At 63.2% G+C, this 19,177-nt stretch carries 12 protein-coding genes and 1 pseudogene; 6 read left to right on the top strand and 7 right to left on the bottom strand.

All coding sequences use genetic code 11. The features are described 5' to 3' along the window. Positions 1-194 precede the first annotated feature (194 nt). The gene (locus VMR03_RS16540) at positions 195-1,619 is read right to left on the bottom strand and encodes a gamma-aminobutyraldehyde dehydrogenase (protein WP_325407168.1); all 1,425 of its coding nucleotides are present in this window, start codon (positions 1,617-1,619) and stop codon (positions 195-197) included. Positions 1,620-2,210: 591 nt separating this feature from the next. Between VMR03_RS16540 and VMR03_RS16535 the strand changes: the two genes are divergently transcribed. Continuing rightward, a complete protein-coding gene (locus tag VMR03_RS16535; protein ID WP_325407165.1) occupies positions 2,211-4,649 on the top strand; it encodes a TonB-dependent receptor in 2,439 nt (812 codons plus the stop codon). 69 nt (positions 4,650-4,718) lie between these two features. Here the strand turns inward: VMR03_RS16535 and VMR03_RS16530 are convergent, their stop codons facing one another. The 6 genes and pseudogenes from VMR03_RS16530 to VMR03_RS16505 form a co-directional block, all read right to left on the bottom strand. Continuing rightward, positions 4,719-5,639: a LysR family transcriptional regulator gene (locus VMR03_RS16530; protein ID WP_325407163.1), complete on the bottom strand. Its 921-nt coding sequence runs from the start codon at positions 5,637-5,639 to the stop codon at positions 4,719-4,721. 41 nt (positions 5,640-5,680) lie between these two features. Continuing rightward, positions 5,681-6,493: pseudogene (locus VMR03_RS16525) on the bottom strand (TauD/TfdA dioxygenase family protein). Between the two features lie 139 nt (positions 6,494-6,632). Continuing rightward, on the bottom strand, positions 6,633-7,913 hold the full coding sequence (locus VMR03_RS16520) for a lytic murein transglycosylase (protein ID WP_325407161.1): 1,281 nt from the start codon (positions 7,911-7,913) through the stop codon (positions 6,633-6,635). 65 nt (positions 7,914-7,978) lie between these two features. Then, entirely contained in the window at positions 7,979-9,442 is a 1,464-nt protein-coding gene (rfaE1, locus tag VMR03_RS16515) for a D-glycero-beta-D-manno-heptose-7-phosphate kinase (protein ID WP_325407159.1), read from the bottom strand. A gap of 13 nt (positions 9,443-9,455) precedes the next feature. Then, complete coding sequence (locus tag VMR03_RS16510; RefSeq protein ID WP_325407157.1) at positions 9,456-10,889, bottom strand: mannose-1-phosphate guanylyltransferase/mannose-6-phosphate isomerase; 1,434 nt, start codon at positions 10,887-10,889, stop codon at positions 9,456-9,458. Between the two features lie 200 nt (positions 10,890-11,089). Continuing rightward, positions 11,090-11,650, bottom strand: a complete 561-nt coding sequence (locus VMR03_RS16505) for an RNA polymerase sigma factor (RefSeq protein WP_325407155.1) — start codon at positions 11,648-11,650, stop codon at positions 11,090-11,092. A 259-nt stretch (positions 11,651-11,909) separates the two neighbouring features. Here VMR03_RS16505 and VMR03_RS16500 point away from each other — a divergent pair, with 259 nt between their 5' ends. The 5 genes from VMR03_RS16500 to VMR03_RS16480 all read left to right on the top strand — a co-directional run bounded on the left by VMR03_RS16500 (position 11,910) and on the right by VMR03_RS16480 (position 18,950). Beyond that, entirely contained in the window at positions 11,910-13,373 is a 1,464-nt protein-coding gene (locus tag VMR03_RS16500) for a mannose-1-phosphate guanylyltransferase/mannose-6-phosphate isomerase (RefSeq protein ID WP_325407153.1), read from the top strand. A 139-nt stretch (positions 13,374-13,512) separates the two neighbouring features. Next, on the top strand, positions 13,513-14,208 hold the full coding sequence (locus VMR03_RS16495) for a polysaccharide biosynthesis/export family protein (RefSeq protein WP_325407151.1): 696 nt from the start codon (positions 13,513-13,515) through the stop codon (positions 14,206-14,208). A 2-nt stretch (positions 14,209-14,210) separates the two neighbouring features. After that, complete coding sequence (locus tag VMR03_RS16490; protein ID WP_325407149.1) at positions 14,211-16,469, top strand: polysaccharide biosynthesis tyrosine autokinase; 2,259 nt, start codon at positions 14,211-14,213, stop codon at positions 16,467-16,469. After that, complete coding sequence (locus VMR03_RS16485; protein ID WP_325407147.1) at positions 16,469-17,686, top strand: glycosyltransferase family 4 protein; 1,218 nt, start codon at positions 16,469-16,471, stop codon at positions 17,684-17,686. Before VMR03_RS16490 ends, VMR03_RS16485 begins: the two co-directional genes overlap by 1 nt. A gap of 4 nt (positions 17,687-17,690) precedes the next feature. Further along, positions 17,691-18,950, top strand: a complete 1,260-nt coding sequence (locus VMR03_RS16480; RefSeq protein WP_325407145.1) for a glycosyltransferase — start codon at positions 17,691-17,693, stop codon at positions 18,948-18,950. The last annotated feature ends 227 nt before the right edge of the window (positions 18,951-19,177 follow it).

Genomic DNA, 19,177 nt, shown 5'->3' with positions numbered 1-19,177 from the left:
AGGGGCCAAGCAGCGTGTAGAATTCTCCGCGCCGGACCTCAAGGTCGACATGCTCGACCGCGACGACATCCTTGTATTTCTTCTGCACGGCGGAAAGCCGGACGATCACCGGCTCCTCCGCGGCGCCAGCCTGCCCTTGTGCGATGTCTTGCCGCGCGATCTCGTTCAAAAACTATCTTTCCCTTGCGAGCGGATCAGAGCTTCACCATCACGTGCCGGACGACCGAATAGTCCTCGAGCGCATAGGCGGAAAGGTCCTTGCCGTAGCCCGACGACTTCATGCCGCCATGCGGCATCTCGCTTGCCAGCATGAAATGCGTGTTGATCCAGGTGCAACCATATTGAAGCCGGGCCGCCGTCTGCATCGCCTTCGAGATGTCGTTGGTCCAGACCGAGGACGCGAGACCGTACTGGCTGTCATTCGCCCAATCGACCGCCTGCTCGACGTCGTTGAAGCGCGTGATCGAAACGACAGGACCGAAGACCTCGCGCTGCACAATCTCGTCTTCCTGCAGCGCGCCGGCGACGACGGTCGGCTCGTAGAAGAAGCCGTTGCCGGCCCCCGGCTTGCCGCCGGTCAGAATCTCGATATGCTTCTGCGCCCGGGCGCGTTCGACGAAGCTCGAGACGCGCGCCCTCTGGCGTTCGCTGATGAGCGGTCCGAGTTCGACGCCTTCGACGTCGGGCGTACCGAGCTTGATCGTCGAGACGGCGCCGGCGAGATCGGCGGCAAGCTTGTCGTAGACCTTGGCGCCCGCATAGATGCGGCAGGCCGCCGTGCAGTCCTGACCCGCATTGTAATAGCCGAAGGTACGGACGCCTTCGACGACGGAGGCGATGTCGGCATCGTCGAAGACGATGACGGGTGCCTTGCCGCCGAGTTCCAGATGCGTGCGCTTCAGCGTGCCGGTCGCGGCTTCGAGCACCTTGCGGCCCGTCGCGATGTCGCCGGTCAGCGAGGTCATGTGGACGCCGGGATGCGAGACGAGCGGCGCGCCGACATTTTCGCCGCGGCCGAGCACGAGGTTGAAGACGCCGGCCGGGAAAAGTTCGGCGATGAGTTCGGCGAGTTTCAGCGCCGTCAGCGGTGTCTGCTCGGAGGGCTTCAGCACCACGACATTGCCGGCGGCGAGCGCGGGCGCGATCTTCCAGGCCACCATCATCAGCGGATAGTTCCAGGGCGCGATCGAAGCGACGACGCCGACCGGGTCGCGCCGGATCATGCTCGTATAGCCCGCCAGATATTCGCCGGCGGCGCTGCCCGACATGCAGCGCGCGGCACCTGCAAAGAAGCGGAAGCAATCGGCGATCGCCGGGATCTCGTCCTCAAGCGCGCGCGGATAGGGTTTGCCGCAATTGAGGCTTTCGAGCTTCGCGAAGGCTTCGCCCTCGGCCTCGATCCGGTCCGCCAGCTTGAGAAGAAGGCCCGACCGCTCGGCGGGCGTCGTCCGGCCCCAGCTCTTGAAGGCGCGGGTCGCGGCGGCGACCGCCTGGTCGATCTGCTCCCTGGAGGCGGAAGGAATTTTCGCGATCAGCGCGCCGGTCGCCGGATTGAGGATTTCCTCGTCCGCCCCCGCGCCCGCCACGAAATTGCCGTCTATGAAAAGCTTGGTCTGCATCGAACTGCCCTCCGGCCGGCGCATCAGCTTGCCGCTGTCGAGCTTGCACATCCAGCCTGCGTCCAAAGGAAAAGCCCTTTTAGAACAGTCTCTTGAAGGCAAACCAAAAGTGGGCGAGCGCCCATCGCGGCTTTCCGAAAAATGGTAAGGCAGCATAATGGGAATTGAAAATCGGAAAATCGGCATAGCCCGTTCTGATAAGCAGATAATGCTGTCACGCCGATGTTCTTCCGCCACGATCGCCCGGGACGGACGACGGATTTGCAGGTCCTTTCATTTTCCCGCTTGCTAATCCATATCATTTCTATAGGAATAATGACGGGAGTGGGAACATTGAAATCGGATCGCCGCCTGTGCGCGGGATCCGTGAACGGGGGCACTGCAATGACGAAGCACATGCCGAAAACTTCGCCAACCGGGCACAGTCCGCGTCTTTGTTGACGCCGATCGCGCCTTCCGCCGGCCGGCTCTGATCCGCCAGGTCGGCATTTCCAAAATTCAACCGCTCATACCGCTGGCGTCCCGGCGGATAGCACCTCTGCGTCCGCCACGCGAAAGCGCGGAGAGAGAACGCATATCCGGAGACTATTAATGCGTAAGTTTCATTTCGCCCGCGCGGCTCGGCTGCCGGGTTCCCGTGGTCCGGCCACCATCGGCCTTCTGCTTCTGACGACTGCACTGTCCTCCGGCGCCCTCGCCGCCGACACGCCGCCTCCGCCGCCACCTCCGGCCGATACCGGCGCCGCGCCGGAGCAGATCGAGGAACTCGTCGTCACGGCCCGAAAGCGCGCCGAGAAATCGCAAGACGTCCCCGTCGCGCTGACCGTGCTCGGCGGCCAGCATCTCGAGGACATAGGCGCGGTCAATATCCGCCAGATCTATCGCGAAGTGCCGACGCTGCAGGTCACCATTCCCAATGCCCGCAACACGACGCTGAACATTCGCGGCCTCGGCAGCGGTATCGCCAATGACGGCCTCGAGAACGCCGTCGGCGTCTTCGTCGATGGCGTCTATTACGCGCGGCCGGGCTCGGCGACCTTCGACCTGCTCGATCTGGAGCGCGTCGAAGTTCTGCGCGGTCCGCAGGGCACCGTCTTCGGCAAGAACACGACTGCCGGCGCCCTCAATATCGCGACCTCGAAGCCGAGCTTCGAACCCGAGACCAAACTCGACGTGTCCGCCGGCAACTACGGATACAAGCAGTTGCGCGCGACAACGACGGGGCCCGTCAACGACGTGCTCGCCTATCGCTTCTCGCTCAACAAGTCGACGCGCGACGGCTTCGTCGACAATGTCCGTCTCGGCATCGACCAGAACGACTACAACGACATCGGGTTTCGTGGACAGATTCTCTACAAGCCGAACCAGGATTTCGATCTGCGCGTCATCGCCGATTACGACAAGCAGAGGAACCACTGCTGCATCGCGGTGCTGAAGGACAAGGTCACGACCCGCTCCAACGGCTCCGCCTTTCCGAACGGCATCGACTCGCGGTCGGCGGCCATCGGCTACACGCCCCATTTCGTCGATCCGTTCAACAGGGAGACGGATTCCGACGTGGCGATCCTCAACAAGACCAGCCAGCACGGGTTCTCGGCCGAGGCAAACTGGAACGTGCTCGGCGGCTACACGCTGACCTCGATCACCGCCTATCGCGAATGGGCCTTCGACCCGGTCAACGACTGGGACTATCTCGGCGCCTCGATCCTCGCCGCGAACAATACGGTCTCACATCAGAACCAGTTCAGCCAGGAACTCCGCATCGCATCGCCGAAGGACGAGACCTTCGAATATGTGGCGGGCCTTTATTACTTCTGGCAGCACATCAAGAGCGACAACCTCAACACCTTCGGGCCGGACGCGTTCAGCTATATCAGCCCCGGCACGGCCCTCTCCGCCGTCCCCGCCTATCTCGGCAATGCCGCGCTTACCGGCTTCACCACGGACGATCATGCCGAGCCGAAGACCAACAGCTATGCCGCCTTCGGTCAGGGCACGTATCATTTCGATGAAGAACTCAGCCTGACGGGCGGTCTGCGCTATACGTGGGAGAAAAAGACGGCGAGCTTCATCCGCACCAATTCCGGCGGCGCGGATATTTCGGGCTACTCGCCTCTGGAACAGATCTACATCAACGCCGTCCGCAACGGCGTCGCTCCGACGGCGGCCGGCGCGGCGGAGTTCACGCAGGAACACAGCGAGGGAGCCCTCTCCGGCGGCGTGTCGCTCAACTACAAATTCACCGAAGACCTGCTCGGCTATGTATCCTTCAATCGCGGCTACAAGTCGGGGGGCATCAACGTCGCCTATATCAACCCGGCCAATCCGAATGCCAAGCGCGTGCTCGACCCGGAAACGGCGAACAGCTACGAGATCGGCTTCAAGACGCAGTGGTTCGACAACCGTTTGCGTTTCAACACGGCTCTTTTCTGGGAAGACATCAAGAACTATCAGTCGACTTCCGCCTGGTACAACGGCACGACCACCGTCAGCTATCTCGCCAATGTCGGCAAGGTGCGCTCGCGCAGCGTCGAGATCGACGCACAGGCGGTTCCGATCGAGGGCCTGACGTTGACGGCGGCGGGCGCGTTCACCGACGCGAAGTACCTGTCCTTCGACAACGCGCCCTGCCCGCCCGAGGATTCCTATCTGAATACCTGCAATGCGAGCGGCAAGCAGGTTCCGGGTGCGCCGCGCTGGGCGGGCTTCGTCGGCGCCCAGTATGAGTGGCCGGTGGGCGATCTCTTCGCGCAAGGGGTCAACGCCTATGTCAGCGGCGACTACAACTACAAATCGTCGGCGCAGTCGGGCACATCGGCCTATACTTGGGTGGGAGCCTATGGCCTCGCCAATCTGCGCCTCGGCGCGCGCCTCGACGATCGCTCGCTCGATATCTCTCTCTGGGCGAACAATCTCTTCGACGAGGAATATTACACGGCGATCGGCGTCCTTCCCTTCAACGAAGGCGCGACGGCGGGTTTCCTCGGCGATCCGCGCACGATCGGCGTCACGCTCCGCACGACCTTCTGATCGACGGTCTGCAACGAAGACGGAGAACCCGCGGCCGGAAACGGTCGCGGGTTTTTCAGTTCCGCGAGATCAATTTCCGGGAAGGCGGCGGCGCGTGCTGGGTGGACTGTATTCGCGACACATGTCGAGGAACTGGCTCGCGGTCGGACGGAGCGGTGCGCCGCGCCGCCAGACGAGGCCGACATCCACCGTCGGAATGGGATTGGCGAGTTCCCGCGCCTCGAGCCTGTCTCCGTCGAGCGACCAAGGGCGATAGGCCATGTCGGGCAGCGTCGCGAGGCCGACGCCCATGCCGACGAGACTGCGCACAGCCTCGACCGACGCTGTCCTGAGCACGATATTCGGATCGAGCCCCTCTTCGCGCCAATAGGCCGTCGTCGTCTCTATGAGTTCGTCGACCGACAACATGATGAGCGGCTCGTCGGCGAGATCGTCGAGCGTCAAGACGTGCTGCGACAGAAGTGCGTGACCCGCCGGCAGCCAGATGCGCCAGGGGGAGCGGATCAGCACTTCGGATTCGAGGGCCTGCCGATCCTGCAGGTTCGAAACCAACAGAAGGCCGACATCGAGTTCGCCATTGACCAGCAGATGTTCGAGATAGGTACGCTCGTCCTCGACGACGCGGACGTCGACCTGCGGAAAGACGCGGCGGAAGCGCGCCAGCAGATCGGCGAGGTAGTAGCCGGACACCATGTGCGTCACGCCGACATTGAGGTCGCCGGACATGGCCTCGGGCCGGATGCCGACCGCGCGGCGCGCATCCGCCACCGCCGCCATGATGCGGCGCGCATGGAGGACGAGTTGATGGCCCTCATGCGTCAGACGCACACCCTTCGCATGGCGCACAAAGAGGCTCGCCCCGGTCTCGTATTCGAGCGCCTGGATCGCCGAGGTGATGGCGGATTGGGAGATGCCGAGCTCCTGCGCGGCGCGCGAGACGGATTCCGTCTCGGCGGCGGCGATGAAATATCGTATCTGGCGCAGGTTCATGGCGCGGCACTATAGCAGCGCCGTTCTTTCGCTCACGCATTTTAAACGAGGGGCGTGCCCTCGACGGTGATCCGGTGCATCAGCCGCCGGGCCCCATGATAATCGTTGATGGCCAAATGCCAGGTCGAACGATTGTCCCAAAAGGCGATGGAGCCTTCACGCCATTGAAAGCGATAGGAAAACTCCGGCCGCATCGCGTGCTTGTAGAGGAAGTTCAGGAGCGGAGTGCTCTCCTCTTTCGTCCAGCCTACAAACTTCACGGTAAAACCCGGATTCACGTAGAGGATCTTTTTGCCGGACTCGGGATGCGTCAGGACGACCGGGTGGATCGAGTCCTGGGTCGCGGCGTCGGGATTGCCGATCCGGCCGTTGACGTCGGCCACCTCCGACGTGTTGACCGCCGCCTTGTGGCCGAAGACGTGGCGGCTCGAATGCAAGGCCTGCAGGCCTTCCAGTGTCTTCTTCAAACCGTCCGAAAGCGTTTCGTAGGCGCGCGCCATGTTCGCGAAAAGCGTATCGCCGCCGAGCGCCGGCAGCTCGCGCGCCAACAGGATCGAGCCCAGCGCCGGAATCTGGTCGTAGCTGTGATCCGTGTGCCAGCCGCCGCCGACATTGATCTTCTGCTCGGGCTCCTTGCGTACTTCGGCGATTTGGGGATAGCCGGACACATGCTGGAAGAAGCGGTTGACGTTGATCGGCCCGAAGCGCTCGGCAAACGCGATATGCTATTCAGGCGTCAGGTTCTGGTCACGGAAGAAGACGACGCCATGATCGAGAAGCGCCTGCCGGATCGTCCGCAAATCCGCGTCGAGAAGGGCCCGTGAGAGATCGACACCGGAAATTTCCGCACCCACCGCCGTCGAGACCGGTGTCACGACGGCCGTTCCTGCTTTCTCCAGAACTGCTCCGGCTCCAATTGCGCTTGCCATGCCCATCCATCAAACATATTAAGTTGATAGGATTAAACAAGAAACAACTCATCGACGCAACAGGTCAGTTTGTCCGCATCCTTTCGAGGAGCGACGCCGTCGGATAGCCGTCGGGCGGCAGGCCGACCGACTGCTGGTAGGAACGGATCGCCTTGCGGGTGTTGTAGCCGATGATGCCGTCGGCCTTGCCGTGGTCATAGCCCTTGGCGGTCAGCAGCGCCTGCAGTTCCTCGCGCTCGCTGCGGGTCAGCGGGCGCTCGTCATAGGGCCAACCTCTCTTGATCTCGCCCATGCCCTTGAAGCGGTCGGAGAGCAGCGAGACCGCGAGCGCGTAGGAGGTCGAGGCGTTGTAGACGAGGATCGAGCGGAAATTGTTGAGGACGAGGAAGGCCGGCCCCTTGTAGCCCGCGGGCAGCAGCAGCGAGGCCGTCTCCTCCGTGTCGGTCGCCGGGAAAGCGCGGCCGTCGGCGCGCTTCAATCCGAGCTTCGACCATTCGGCGATGCTCTTCGTCAGCGACATGTCGGCCAGCGCATAGTCGAAATGCGCCGGCATCGCGACCTCGAACCCCCAATGGCCGCCGGTCTGCCATTTCGAGACCTGCAGATAATGCGCCGTCGAGGCCAGCGTGTCGGCGGTCGAATGCCAGATGTCGCGTCTGCCGTCGCCGTCGAAATCGAGGGCATGGGCAAGATAGGTGGTCGGGATGAACTGCGTCTGGCCCATCGCGCCCGCCCAGGAGCCGAGCATTTCTTCCGGCTGGATGTCGCCGGCCTGAATGATCTTCAGTGCCGCGATCAATTGCGCGCGACCGAACTCCGGGCGGCGCCCCTCGAAACCGAGCGTGGCGAGCGAGCGTACGACGTTCTGCGTCCCCATGTGATCGCCGTAATTGGACTCGAGCCCCCAAATGGCGACGACGACGCTCCGATCGACGCCATAGGCCTTCTCGATCCGGTCGAGCAACGCCTTGTTCTCGACGAGCAGCGCCTTGCCGCGCGCCACGCGTTTGTCGGACAGCGCACCCTTCAGATAGTCCCAGACCGGCTTCACGAATTCCGGCTGGTTCTGGTCCGCCGCGACGACGTCCTCGTCGGGCGCGACGTCGCGCATCGCGCGGTCGAAGGTCGCTCCCGTGATGCCCGCCTTCATGGCCTCGAGGCGGAACTCCGTCAGCCAGTCGGCGAAACGCTGATCGTTCTCATTGACCGGCGGCGCCATGGGCAGGCGCGTTTCCGGTACGCGAGCGGAAGTGCGCGCGTCGGCACAGCCGGACAGGACGAGACCGGTCAGAAGGACCGCGCCTCCAGTCAGGACGTGAAAGCGGAAAAGACGGGAAAGCGGCATTGAAGACTCCGAGAGTCACGATCGGGAGAGCGAGACGCGCAGCCGATGAGCGAAGAGGCCCCAGATCAGCTATTGAGTTTTTCGAGGGTTTTCGTGGTGCTGAAGCCCGGGACAAGATCTATCACGGCGACCTGACCGCCATAGCTCTGCACGAAGGCGGCGCCGACGATCGTTTCGACGGTGTAGTCGCCGCCCTTGACGAGAATATCGGGACGAATGGCGCCGATCAGGTTCTCCGGGGTGTCCTCGCCGAAGATGACGACGAGATTGACACTGGAGAGGGAAGCAAGCACCGTCGCGCGCGACACGTCGGGCTGGACCGGGCGCGTCGGGCCCTTGAGCCGTGTGACCGAGGCGTCGCTGTTCAGGCCGACGATCAGACGATCGCAGAGCGCACGAGACCGACCGAGCAGCGCGACGTGCCCTGGATGAAGCAGATCGAAGCAACCGTTGGTGAAGCCTATCTTGAGGCCTTTGCGGCGCCATGCCGCCGCTATGTCGGCGGCCGCCTCCCGCGTGACGATCTTCAACTCCATCGACGAGAGCTCATGCTCGCGCAACTTGGCCGCCAGTTCGTCGCGATAGACGACAGCGGTGCCGACCTTGCCGACAACGATACCGGCCGCCGTATTGGCGAGGCTTGCCGCGTCGACGAGCGGCAATCCGGTGGCGAGCGCCGCCGCCAGTGTGGAAATCACTGTGTCGCCGGCACCCGAGACGTCGAACACCTCTCGGGATTCGGCGGGGAGGTGCGCGACATTGCCATCCGCGGTGACGACGCTCATGCCCTCCTGGCTTCGCGTCACGATCATGGCATCAAGTTGCGCGTCCTCGATGAGCCTGCGCGCCAGAGAGACGATCGCCACGTCGTCGCTCGCGGCCTGGCCGGTCGCTTCGGCGAGTTCCTTGCGGTTCGGCGTGACGACGCTCGCCCCGCGATAAAGGTCGTAATTTCGTCCCTTCGGATCGACGATGACCGGGATCGCGGCGGCCCGGGCAGCCGTAATGACGGCGGTGCAGACATCCTGCGTCAGAACACCCTTGCCGTAATCCGATAGAACAACGACCTGAATATCGGCCAACAATCCAAGTGCGCGATCGATCACCTCGCGCTGAAGCGCCGGCGACAGGGACGTGTTCGTTTCATAATCGGCGCGCAGGACCTGCTGACCCATGGCAACATAGCGTTGCTTCACGGTGGAGCGGCGCTGCGGATCGACGGCGAGACTCGCATCGACCTGCGGCACGGCAGCGAGCATGCGCGAAATTTCCTCGCCGATATCGTCCGCGCCGATGACGGAGGCAAAGGCCACATGCGCGCCAAGGGCCGCTAGATTGCGCACCACATTGCCCGCCCCGCCCAGCATGGTGCGCTCATCCTTGACGCGCAGAACGGGAATGGGTCCCTCCGGCGAGATACGTTCGACGTCGCCATAGATGTAGCGGTCGAGCATCACGTCGCCGACGCAGAGAATTCTCGCTCCCTTCAGTGCCTCGACCTTGCCTGCCAGATGCTGTTTGCCGGTCATGTTTCCGATGATCTCATTCCGCCGCCGACGCTTTCGAGCTACGCCCGTAAACGTCGTCGAACCGCACAATGTCATCCTCGCCGAGATAGTCGCCCGACTGCACCTCAATGATGCTCAGAGGATCGGTACCCGGATTTTCAAGCCGATGCTTCGTGCCGACCGGGATGTAGGTCGACTCGTTTTCGTAGAGAATTCTGACATCGTGGCCGACGGTGACGCGCGCATGGCCGCTGACCACGACCCAATGCTCGGCACGACGATGATGCATCTGGAGCGAGAGGGCGGCGCCCGGATAAACCATCAGATGCTTCACCTGATGGCGCTCCCCCGTGTCGAGGCTTTCATAGAAGCCCCAGGGACGGTAGACACGATTATGGGCCTGATGCTCGGTGCGGCCGTTCGCGGCGATGCGCTCGACGATCTTCTTCACGTCTTGCACACGATCCTTCGCGGCGACGAAAAGAACATCGCCGGTTTCGACGATGATCAGATTTTCGACACCGAGCGTCGCGACGAGGCCTGTCTCCGCGCGGATGAAGCAATTCCGCGTGTCTTCGGTGAGAACGTCGCCAGTGGCCACATTGCCGCTCCGGTCCTTGTCGCCGACATCCCACAGTGCCGACCAACTGCCGATGTCGCTCCAACCCATGTCGACGGGCACGACGACGGCGTCGCGTGTATGTTCCATGACCGCGTAGTCGATCGAGTTCGACGGGCAAGCGCGGAACGCTTCGGACTGGAGCCGAAGAAAATCGAGATCGCGATTGCCCTTATGCACCGCTTCGGCGGCGAGCGCCGCGATCGACGGGCAATGGATGCGCATTTCATCGAGTATGCGGTCGGCACGAAACATGAAAATGCCCGCGTTCCAGTCGTAGCCGCCCTGGTCGAGGTAGGTCTTCGCCGTGGCCATGTCGGGCTTCTCGACGAAGCGCGCGACGGCGAAAGCCCCTGTACCCACCGGCACGCCGCGCTTTATGTAGCCGTAACCGGTCTCGGGAGCGGACGGAACGATACCGAAGGTGACGAGCTTCCCATCGTGCGCCAGCTCGGCCCCCCTCTCCACAGCGGCGCGGAAAGCCGCGATATCGCGAATATGATGATCGGCGGGCAGCACGAGAACGATGCCCCTGGGATCGCGGGTCTGCACGAAGGCGGCGGCGGCGGCGGCGGCGGGCGCCGTGTTCCGGCCCTCGGGCTCGAGCAGATGGGCAAGCGGAACCAGGCCGGCCTCCCGCATCTGCTGCGCGATGATGAAGCGATGTTCGTCGTTGGAAACGACGATGGTCGGCGCAAACAGGGCCGGGTCGGTGACCCGGAGCGCGGTTTCGAGCAGCATGGCGCGCTCGGACACGAGCGGCAGAAGCTGCTTGGGATAAAGCGCGCGGGAGGTGGGCCAGAGCCTGGAGCCCACGCCGCCCGAAAGAATGACTGGATATATCGTCACTTCGATCCCCGTTGCCTGACGCCGGACCCTAGCACATCCGCCCGGCTCTCACGAAGAGGCCCCGAGGATGGCAGCCGGCAAGGGTTAACGGCCGTCTTGCGGGCGGCCCTTACGGGCAATCTAGCAGTTTGGGAACAAAGCGGTACACCCGTTCGTCGCCGCCGCAGACGCAGGTCGGCCCGAACCGGCCCTACCGCCGTTCAAGCCCGGCCGGTCTCGATCGTGGCGCCGTCGCGTTGGAGGCCCAGCCCCTCTTCCGTCAGCTCCGGCTTCCCGGTTTCGGGGATGCCGCTCGTCAGCCGCCGAAGCGCAACGCGCGCGCGGCTCAAGCGAGACATCACGGTTCCAAGAGGAATGTCCAGAAGGTCGGCGACCTCGCGATAGGACAGGCCCTCGAGGCCGACCAGGAGAGCGACCTCCCTTTGATCGACGGGCAGACGCATCAGCGCGCGAGAGAGATCGAGATATTCGAGATGTGCATGCTGAGGCGCCGGGCAGGAAATTTCCTCTGCATAATCGTCGAGAGAGACCTGGTTCTGTGCGGCACGGCGAGCGAAGTGCACCGCCCGGACATTATGTAACGTCGTATAGAGATATGCCTTCCAGTTTTCGACGCTGTCGCGATCTCCGACATAGGAGAGTACGCGCCTGAGGCTTTCCTGAACGAGATCGTCCGCATCGGCCGGATCCCCGACAAGGGCGAGCGCATATCTTCGCAATCCCTTGATATGAGCCTCCATTCCATCCAACAGATCGTCCATCTCTTTACTCCTCACGGGCAAATAATCGCGGCCTCTGGATTTACTTCCGTCACACCGAACACAGTCTATGAGGCGACATGGGCAAGGTTGTGGCAATTACGTGGCCGAGCTGGAAAGCCTCCGTCGAAGTTTTCTTCTGTGCCCGTCGAGCACCAGACGAAACGCACCGGCCGTCACGGACCACGGTTTGGTCACTCGCAAGCCATGGGGGGCTGCGCCACCTTCGACGCTTATCGCCGCAACACGAGGAAGGTGGCATATGAACGTCCTCGATCTACGCCGCAATGCCGACGAAGCACCCGCGCGCCACATTTATCCGGTCCTGCTGTGCGGCGGCTCCGGCACGCGGCTGTGGCCCCTGTCGCGCTCGGCCTATCCGAAGCAACTGCTGCCGCTTCTTTCCGATCGCACGATGCTGCAGGAAACGGCGGCGAGGACCGCGGACGATCCGTTGTTCGGACGCCCTCTCGTTATCGCCAACGAAGAGCATCGTTTTCTTATCGCCGAACAGCTTCTGGAAATCGGCGTCGAACCCTGGCGCATCGTGCTCGAGCCGACCCGGCGCAACACGGCGCCCGCGCTCGCGGCGGCGGCCTTGCTGCTCATCGCCGAGGATCCAGGCGCGATCATGTTCGTCGAACCGTCCGATCATCTCATCGCCGATGTCGAAGCGTTTCGCAACGTCGTGCACCTCGCCACACCGGCCGCCGCGCACGGACATCTCGTCACCTTCGGCATCGCGCCGACACGACCGGAAACCGGTTATGGTTACATCGAATCCGGTAACGGCCTCGAGGAATATGCGGGCGTTCATGCACTGTCGCGCTTCGTCGAAAAGCCCGATGGCGACACCGCGCAGACCTATATCGAGAGCGGCGCCTATCACTGGAATTCCGGCATTTTTCTGCTGCCGGCCGTCGAGTACCTGAAGGAGCTCGAACGCCTGCAACCCGGCGTTGTCGATGCCTGTCGGCGCGCGGTCGAGAAAGGCCGCGACGACAAGAGCTTTTTCCATCTCGACGAAAAGGCCTTCGCTGCCTCTCCGAACATCTCGATCGATTACGCCGTCATGGAACATACCGATCGCGCCGCAATCGTGCCCGCCGAGATGGGATGGAACGACGTCGGATCTTGGCATGCTCTGATGGATGCACATCCGCGCGACGCGGACGGCAACGTGCTGCATGGCGACGTGATGGCCGAAGGCGTCAGCAATTGCTACATCCGTTCCGACGGACGCCTCGTCGCCGCCCTCGGGCTCGACAATGTCATCGTCGTTTCGACGGAAGATGCATTGCTGGTCGCCTCCGCCGATCGCTGCGGCGATGTCGGCCGGATGGTCGAGACGCTGTCGCGGGACAACCGGTCCGAAACCGCGCATCACAAGCGCGTCTACCGGCCCTGGGGTTTTTACCAGACCGTCGACCTCGGCGACCGCTTCCAGGTCAAACGCATCATGGTGAAGCCTGGCGCGCAACTCAGCCTGCAGATGCATTTCCATCGAGCCGAGCACTGGGTGGTCGTCAGCGGAACGGCGCGCATCACTTGCGATGGCAAGACGCAGCTCCTTCGCGAAAACGAGTCGACCTATATCCCCCAGGGAATGACACACCGGCTTGAGAATCCCGGTCGCCTACCCCTGCATCTGATCGAGGTGCAATCGGGCGCGTATCTCGGCGAGGACGACATCGTCCGGTTCGAGGACAACTACGGCCGGAACTGAGTATCGAAGCGGCATCGCGCTTGCCCCGGATTGACCACAGATCGTCGTTCCGCCTTGCGCGACCTTTTGGAAATAGCGGCGTTCTTGGAGCACGCCCGGGTTTGCCGCTCGCATGGATACGACTGAAGGAGACTGACAGATGATCGGCGGAAATCTTCTCGTTCGATGGATCGTGGCCGGCGCCGCGTGCGTCGGCCTGTCGATTTTCGCGACGGAGCCGGCGATGTCGGCCGACGCACAAATGCAGATGCAGGCCAACGCACCGGCAGCGGCCTCCGCCACGCCCGGCCAGGTACCCGGGCAACAGATGCCCGGTCATCAGAATCCGGGAGGGCACCCGGGCGGCGGCAAGGGCGCGCCGGGCATCATCAACGATCCCAACTATCAACTCGGCGCCGGCGACCGCGTTCGCGTCATCGTGTATGGGCAGCCCGATCTCACGGGCGAGTTCCAGGTCAACGGAACGGGCGAGATCGCATTTCCGCTGATCGGCAACGTCGACGCCGGCGGACTCTCGGCGACGCAGCTCGAATCGCAGATCGCTTCGAAGCTGCAACCCGACTACCTGCGCGATCCGCGCGTCAGCGTGGAGATCATGACCTACCGGCCCTTCTACATTGTCGGTGAAGTCAACAATCCCGGGAACTACGCCTATACGAACGGCATGACGGTCATCAACGCCGTCGCGATGGCCGGCGGCTTTACCTATCGCGCCAAGGAAGAGGATTTCTACATCACCCGTGCTGGCGATCCGTCGAGCGCGCAGCAGGATGCGCAGCAGCAGACGAAGGTTCACCCCGGCGACGTCATCACAGTACGAGAAAGGTGGTTCTGAGCATGACCCTTTCCAACCAGCTTCCGAGCGCACCCGGCTTCGGCAATTCCAGACAAGTCGAGCCCGTCGTCCCGGGATTTTCCATTCCGCCGGCGTCGGAATCCGACGCCATGGCAATGCTGCGCAAACTTTGGCGCGGCAAGATCTTCATCATCGGCACGGTCGGCACCCTTCTCATCGTCTCCTTCGTGGCGACGAGCTTGATGACACCTCTTTTCATGGCGACCTCGGAGGTGCTTATCGGCGTGCCGGGTAGCAACGTGGCCGGGGCCCAGTCGTCGGTCGACAAGCTCGTGGTGGACCGCGATACCGTCGAAAGCCAGGGACATGTGATCGCATCGCGCGCCACGGCCGAGCGTGTGGTGGAGCGGCTCGCCCTCGATCACGACCCGGAATTCAATCCGGCGCTGCGTCCGGAGAGCCTCCTCGCCGGGATCAAGGGGCTCTTCAAATTCTCGTCCGAAACGAGCTCCGACGAGACCGCCAGCGATGAAAAGAAAGAGCAGGCTCGCCAGCGCGTTATTAGCACCGTTTTGAACGCCGTCAGCGTCGACGCCGCCGACCGTTCGCATGTGCTCGAGGTCTCCGCGACCTCGCAAAGTCCGGCCAAGGCGATGCGGATCGCCAACGCCTTTGCGGATCTCTATATCGAGCAGCAGCTCATCTTCAAGGCTCAGACCACACAGAAAGCAAATGAATGGCTGAGCGCCCAGATCCAGACGCTCCGCGCCCAGGTCGACAATGACGAACGCGCCGTCGAGGATTATCGCCGCGCGAACAATCTATACGAGGCGAACAACGCTACCGTCACCACGCAGCAGATGTCGGAACTCAGCACGCAGCTCGTCACCGCCGAGGCCGCGAAGGCGGAAGCCGACGCGCAGCTCGGCCAAGCGACGGCAATGTTGAAAGCTGGCAAGGATCCGAAGAGCATCCCGCAGGTTCTTGCCTCTCCGATCATTCAGGCGCTGGAAGAAAAGCGCACGGATGTAGAGCAGCAGGCCGCGCAACTCTCCTCGATCTACGGCCCCAAGCATCCGCAGATTCAGAACATCAAGGCGCAGATCGCCGACATCAATGCCAAGGAACGGGCGCAGGTGGCGCAGATCGTTGCCAGCCTCAAGAACGAGCAGACGGCCGCCCAGGCGCGCTACAATGCGCTCAAAGCGAGCCTAGATCGTACACAGGGCGCGGTCGGTCAGACCAACGAGCAGTCGATCAAGCTTCGCGAGCTTGAACGCGAGGCGCAGGCTTCGAGCACGCTCTTCCAGAATTTCCTCGAAGGTTACAAGCAGACGGCCGCACAGCAGGACTTCCAGCAACCCGACGCCTGGGTCATCTCACATGCGAGCATGCCGAACAAAGCCGCGTTCCCGCCGACGGCGGCGATTTTCGTCGGTGCGGGGCTCGCCGGCCTCATCGGCGGCGCACTGCTCGCGCTTTTTGCGGATTCGCTCGACCGCTCGTTCCGTACCAGCGAGGACGTCGAACGGAGGACTGGCCTTCCGACGCTCGCGATGATTCCGACTTTCCGCGCGTCGGCGGCGGCTGAGCATGTGATTCGCGATCCCGCTTCGCCCTTCAGCGAGGCCGTGCGCAAACTCCATACCAAACTCGTGCTGACGCATCCGGGCGAAAGCCCGAGCGTCATCATGATGACCTCGTCGATCCCGGACGAAGGCAAGTCGCTCATCAGCATTTCGATGGCGCGGCTGCTTGCCTATAGCGGCCGCCGCGTCATCGTCGTCGATGGCGATCTGCGCCGACCGAGCCTTCACAGCCTTCTCGGCCAACCGTCGCAGCCGGGTCTGGTGGAGCTTCTGAATGGCGAGGCGACGCCCGACGAAGCCGTCTATCGCGATCCGACCTCCGGCCTTCACGCGATTTTTGCCGGCCGCGTGCCGCACGGCACGGGCTATGTGCCGGATTTCGAAAGGCTGCGCGCCCTTTTGAGTTCATTGTCCCGGCATTATGAACTCGTCATTCTCGACACGCCGCCGGTCCTCGTCGGCAGCGAGGCAATGCAGTATGCGCGCATTGTCGACGCGACGGTGTTTGTCGCGCGCTGGCGCCATACGTCGCAGGATGTGGCAGCAGACGCGATCAAACAGGTGCGAATGTCGGGCGGGCATATTTCCGGCGTCGCGCTCGCGCAGGTCGATCCGAAACTCTACAAGCGCTACGCCTCGGTCGATCTCCACTACACGTATACGAACGCAAAGCGGGGCGGCGGCAAGGCGCTCGCCACGAAGGTCGCGTGATGGCCGCCTCCTCGCCGGCACCGGGCGCGCTTTTCGTCACCCAGTATTACCGGCCCGAATGGATCGGCTCAGGCCCTTATTGCGGCGATATGGCTGAATGGCTCAACGCGCATAGCATCGATGTGCGCGTGGTGACCGCACGCCCGCATTATCCGAGCGACGCCGTGTTCGCCGATTATCGTTCCGGTGCCCGGGACGAGGAGATCGTCGATGGCGTGCCGGTAACGCGGCTATCGAACCGGGTGCTGACCGGCGGTGGCGCGATGCGGCGCATGATGACGGGCGCAGGATTCCTGATGCGGGGGCTTCTGGAGCTTTCGCGCGGTCGCGTGCGGCGACGCGAAATCGTCGTCTCGCTGTGCCCGTCGATTCTGACCGTGATCCTCGGTATTGCGATGACGAGGCGGCGGGGACGCCATGTTGCGATCATTCACGATATCGAATCCGGGCTTGCGGAGGGGCTCGGCATCATGGGCGGCGGCGCACTGCTCGGCCTTTTGCGCTGGATCGAGCGCGCGGCGCTCAACCGAACCGACCTCGTTCTCGTATTGTCGGAAAACATGCGCATCCAGCTCGAGGAGCGCGACGTGACGACGCCGATCCAGGTGCTGCCGATCTGGATCGATACCGACGCCATCTATCCCTGCCGTAACGAAACCGCCGGGCCGATCACGGTTCTCTACAGCGGAAATTTCGGCAAGAAGCAGGGACTGCGGCAGATTCTCGATGTTGCAAAGCTTCTACAGCACGCGAAATCCGATATCCGGCTTGTGTTGCGGGGTGAGGGCCGGGAGGCGGAGGCGCTCCGGCAGACCGCACGCGAACTTGGCCTGCGTAATGTTGAGTTCATGCCGTTGTTGCCGCCGGAGCGGCTCAACGAAGCACTCGCCGAAGGCGACATTCATCTCGTACCGCAGAACCCGCAAGGCGCCGATTTCGCGGTGCCGTCGAAAATCTTCGCCATCATGGCGGCGGGCCGACCTTTCATCGCCACGGCGGAGCCCGGCAGCCTTCTCTCGCGCATGTGCGAGGAGACGGGCGCCTTCGCCTGTGTACCACCGAACGATCCGCAAGCCTTCGCCGAGGCGCTGCTCGCGCTCGCGGCGAACAGGACGCGGCGCGACGAACTCGGCGCGCGGGGACGCGCCCATGTCCTCGAACGACATGCGAAGCCCAAGGTGTTGCGGGATTTCGCCAACGCACTGCATGGACGTTGATCGCATGGCCGACGCCCCTCCCCGTCACATCCTGATCTTCGAACCGGACGAGCGGGGCCATGCGCGCGAATGGTTCGAGCATCTCACGCGCTTTGCGGCCGAGCGTCATCCATATCTCAAGCTGACGCTTGCCGTTCCACGTCGGCTCGCCGAGGCGATCCATGTGCCGCCCTCGACATCCATCCAAACCCTGAGCGAGAAGGAAGAGCGCCGGTCGCTCGCCCCACAGCTCGCCGTCAGCGGCATGGGACGCTGGAATACGATGCAGAGCCATCTCGCGTCGAGCGGCGCGGACTACGGCTTCTTTCTCGGCCTCGATCACATCACGCTGCCGCTCGCCCTCGGCCTGCGTGCGCGCCGTCCGGTCTCCGGCATCCTGTTCCGGCCGTCCGCACATTACGATGACGACCACGCGGCTTCGAGGACGAGTCTGAAGGAACGCATCCGAGATCTGCGCAAACAGGTTCTCTACGCTCTCATGCTGCGCAATCCATCCCTCGATATCGTTTTCTCCCTCGATCCCTACTTCCTTTCGACGACCGCCACGTCGAAAGTCAGAGGGCTCGTCGATCCGGCCTTTCCGCTCCCCGCGCCTTCTCCGGAGGCCGCGGGTATCCGGCCGACGGATGGCCGCGTTCTCTTTCTGCTTTTCGGAGAGATCAGCGAGCGCAAGGGGCTGCTCGCGCTTTTCGACGCGCTCGCGCATCTTGCGCCCGAAACGGCGGCGCGTATGTCCGTCCTCGTCGCCGGCCGCATCGAGCCCCCGTTGCGGGAACTCGCGGCGGAGCGAGCGGATGCGTTGCGTTCCGTGCTTCCCTTGCGACTCTCCTTCGACGACCGCTTCCTGCCGGCGGAAGAACTTGCCGGACTGGTGCGCCGCGCCGACGTCATTCTCGCGCCCTATCAACGTTTTGTGGGCTCGAGCGGCGTCATGCTCTGGGCGGCGAGCGCCGGCAAGCCGATCATCACGCAGGATTATGGACTGATCGGCAGACTGACACGCGAACACAGGCTGGGTCTTGCGGTCGATACGACGGATGCCGCTGCGTTGGCCTCGGCGATTTCCAAAGCGGTCAGGCGCGGCCCGGCGGCACTCGCCGAAGAGAAGACCGTGAAGGCTTTCGCCGCGCATCGAACGCCCGGCCGTTTTGCCGCCACAATTCTCGACGGCGTGCTGAAACGCGAGCCGTCGCAAACCGCCGCCAGGGAAGCGGGCGAGGAAATAGCGCGGTCCCGCACTGGTCACGCTTCTTCCCTGCGGTGATCACAACAGACCTTGCAGCCTCTGTGGCAGAAGACAGTTGTTATCAGACTACGGGACCGGGCGCGGGGCGCGTCAGTTTGGAGCGATGTCATGGCGGAGACGATTTCATCGGCAAAAGGCCTGTCGATGCAGGCGATCCGGCCGCAGCCGGTTTCGCAACCTGTCGTCAGCGGATTGACGGCCGCCTATGACGCCGCGGTGATCCTCGGTACCAGCGCACTCGCCTT

This window comes from Parvibaculum sp. (assembly GCF_035511255.1).
In the GTDB taxonomy this organism is placed as follows: domain Bacteria; phylum Pseudomonadota; class Alphaproteobacteria; order Parvibaculales; family Parvibaculaceae; genus Parvibaculum.
The sequence above is the reverse complement of the archived record's forward strand: the minus strand, read 5'-3'. Positions and strand labels throughout refer to the sequence as shown.